We start from the raw sequence: 3,312 nt of genomic DNA, 5'->3' as shown, positions 1-3,312 counted from the left end.
AGCGACAGTTCGCATAGCGTTCTCGCAAAGCTCAACGCTGGTAGACGATCTCGAACGTCCCGTTCGGCATGTGCGGCGTGCCCCACACCGCGGTCTCGCGCTTGTAGGCCTTCGGAAACTGCGCGTTTGCTTCCTCGATTTCGCGGGCCAGCCGGTGACCGGTGAAGGTCGCGTCGGCAATCAGCCGCGGCGCCTCGGCATCGCCGATCAGGTAGACCGACTTCACGCCGTTCTTGTCCCACTCGCCCTGGCGCGCCTTCAACTGACGGTGCAGCGTGTCATCGGAATGGCGGCCGGTCACGAGCACCAGCGAATCAAACTCCAGCCAGCGCTGGGTCTTGTTGGGATCCCGCGGCATCACGCCGGGGCCGCGGTACGTGCGCCTCGAGCCTTCGCCCCAGATGTTGTAGATCTCCAGGCGGCCCGGCTCGATCTTCGAGCAGAAGCTGTCGCCGATCTCGGTGACGTGCAGCTCGTGCAGCCGACGCATCATGTTCGGGTACTCGAGCGTGAAGTGCATGTAGTTGGCCAGGTGCACGCCCGACACCACCGTCACCTCGTGGCCCGCCGTCGCCAGCTTCTCGGCCAGGCTCGGTGCCATGAAGTAGGGGTCGGCATTGAGGATCACCACGCGCTTGCCGATCGGCTTCTTGCCGGCCAGCACCTGCTCGGGCGTGAGCTGGTCGGCGCGCGAGGCGTCGGCGCCGGGCAGCGGGTCGTGGCTCAGGCAGTTGGTGCCGTCGGCGTTCCACGAGGAGCCGGTGGCGATCACCACCTTCTCCGCGCCGTATTCGAGGATGGCGTCGGCGGTGATGGGCTTTTGGCCCAGCATCAACTGGCTCTGCTTGCTCTTCTTGAGCAGCTTGGTGATCTGCGTCTCGCGGTAGTCGCGGTGGTAGCCCCACTCGCCCAGGCCCGGCAGGGTGACGATGCTGTTCAAGTGGCCGCCGATCTTCTCGGCCTGGTCGTACAGGTGCACCGTGTAGCCGCGCTCGAGCAGCACGCGCGCGCATTCCGAGCCCGAGGGGCCGGCGCCGACGACCAGCACCGCGTCCTTGGAGCCCGGCTTGGGGAACACTTCCGGGTGCCAGCCGCGGCGGTACTCCTCGCCAGCGGTGGCGTTTTGCGTGCAGATCATCGGCGGGCCGCCGATCTCCCAGCGCGAGATGCACACGTTGCAGCCGATGCACACGCGGATGTCGTCGATGCGGCCCTCCTCGATCTTCTTGGGCAGGAAGGGATCGCTGATCGAGGGCCGCGCGGCACCGATGATGTCGGCATAGCCTTTGGTCACGATCTCGGTCATCTTCTCCGGATCGGTGAAGCGGCCCACGCCGAGCACCGGCTTCTTCGAGACCTGCTTGATGAAGCGCGTCCACGGCACCTGGTGGCCCTGCTGCGTGAAACGCGAGGGGCCGGCGTCCTCGCCCCATTCGGCGATGTCGCCGACGTCCACGTCCCACAGATCGACCAGCGAATCGGCCATCTCGACGAAGGCCATGCCGTCGCGCTCGACCTCCACATGGCCGGGGCCGTAGAGCGTGTCGACCGCGAAGCGCGTGGCGATCGCGCACTCGCTGCCGACCGCCTTGCGCACCTTCTCCAGGGTCTCGAGCCAGAAACGCGCGCGGTTGGCGAGCGGACCGCCGTACTTGTCGGTGCGCTTGTTGTAGTAGGGCGAAAGGAACTGCAGCGGCAGGTACGAGTGCGCGCCGTAGACGTACACGATGTCGAAGCCGGCGTCGCGCGAGCGCAGCGCGGCTTCGACGTAGTACTGCTGCACCATCGCGATGTCGTCGAGGTCCATTTCCTTGCAATAGGTCAGCGTCTCGAACTCGCTGGCGTACTGGCTCGGGCCGCGCGGCGTGGCCCGCGACTCCATGCAGGGCGCGTGCGCGCCGCCGTACCACATCTCCACGCCGGCCAGCGCGCCGTGCTTGTGCACCTCGTCGGTCATCGCCTTGAGGTTGCGCACGTCGCCCTCGTCCCAGATGCGCGCCGACAGGCGGTGCGTGTCGTCGGACTCGGGGTGGATCGAGCAGTACTCGGTGTTGATGCCGGCCCAGCCGCCTTCGGCCTTCAGGGACCGGTGCGCGGCCTGAAAGCCCGGCTTGTCGGAGCCGGCGCCGATGCAGTGCGGCACTTGGTAGAAGCGGTTGCGCAGCGTCTTCGGTCCGATTTGGATCGGCTCGAACAGGACGTCGTATTTCGGGTCGCGGGCCATCGTGGTTCTCCTCGTTCGTCGCGCAGTGCAGAGGCGCTCGGCCGCTGCGTCGGTGCGGAGAACTATCGAAGTCAGTGACCGATTCAACAATTCCTCCGAGGGAGTACCACGCAGGGAGTAAGCAGCAACCCGGCCGAGGGTTCGCCCTCGCTACTCCCTTGGTGGTACCCCCTCATGAGAATTGAGCGCGCCCGCAACGACTTCCAGAATCGTCCCGACCATGGGTCATCACACCCCGACAAGGAGACGACGATGAAGAGGAACTCGGTTCTCAACGACCGCCACCGCAAGATGGGCTCGGCGCTCGACGGCGACACCTGGAACGACATGCCGATCCCGTGGCACTACAGCAGCGATCCGCATGAGGAGGTGGTCGCCACGCGCACCCGCGCCGCGCTGTACGACGTGTCGGCGCTCAACATCGTGAAGGTCTTCGGCCCCGACGCCGAGGCCGTGCTCGACCGCCTGGTGGCCATCGACATCACGCGCCTGAAGCCGGGTTGCGCTCGCCTGGGCACCGAGGTCAACGAGGAGGGTGCGCTCGTCGACGACATCATGATCATTCGCGATGCGGCCGACCGCTTTCGCGTCTCGCACGGCAGCGGCGCCACGCCGCGCTCGCTGGCCGAGCTGTCGCAAGGCAAGCGCGTCACGGTCGAGTTCGACCGCGACGTGCACATCCTCTCGCTGCAGGGCCCGCTCTCGCTGGAGGTCCTGGCGTCGCACTGCGCCGGCGACCTGGCCGCCTTGCCCTACTTCCAGCACATGGAGACCAGGCTGTTCGACGTGACGGTGACCATCGGCCGCGGCGGCTATTCGGGCGAACGCGGCTACGAGGTCTATTGCACGGCCAAGGACGCGCCTTTCCTGTGGGACACGATCCTCGAGACCGGCAAGCCGCGCGGGGTGATCGCCGCCTCGTGGACCGCGCTCGACCTCACGCGCGTCGAAGGCGCGCTGTTGTTCTTTCCCTTCGAGATGCCCGAGGGCGACACCACGCCCTGGGAAGTGGGCATGGATTGGGCGGTCGATCTCGACAAGCCGGGCGACTACATCGGCAAGGCCGCTGTGCTGCGCCTCAAGGGGCG

2 protein-coding genes are annotated in these 3,312 nt (G+C 66.8%); one reads left to right on the top strand and one right to left on the bottom strand.

Annotated features, from left to right (window positions below; translation table 11 throughout):
• Positions 1–31: 31 nt before the first annotated feature.
• The gene (locus H0W38_RS19215) at positions 32–2,224 is read right to left on the bottom strand and encodes an FAD-dependent oxidoreductase (protein ID WP_292457173.1); all 2,193 of its coding nucleotides are present in this window, start codon (positions 2,222–2,224) and stop codon (positions 32–34) included.
• 252 nt (positions 2,225–2,476) lie between these two features.
• On the opposite strand from H0W38_RS19215, the gene H0W38_RS19210 reads away from it, so the two are divergent.
• The coding region (locus H0W38_RS19210) for an aminomethyltransferase family protein (RefSeq protein ID WP_292457171.1) at positions 2,477–3,312 on the top strand (836 nt) is incomplete at its 3' end.

This window comes from Methylibium sp., from assembly GCF_013817365.1.
Taxonomy (GTDB): Bacteria; Pseudomonadota; Gammaproteobacteria; order Burkholderiales; family Burkholderiaceae_C; genus Methylibium.
This window is presented reverse-complemented; position numbering and strand designations above follow the sequence as displayed.

What these genes read in the sequence shown, in the direction of transcription:
- H0W38_RS19215 (WP_292457173.1), bottom strand. Translation starts at nt 2,224, where the DNA reads ATGGCCCGCGACCCGAAATACGACGTCCTGTTCGAGCCGATCCAAATC.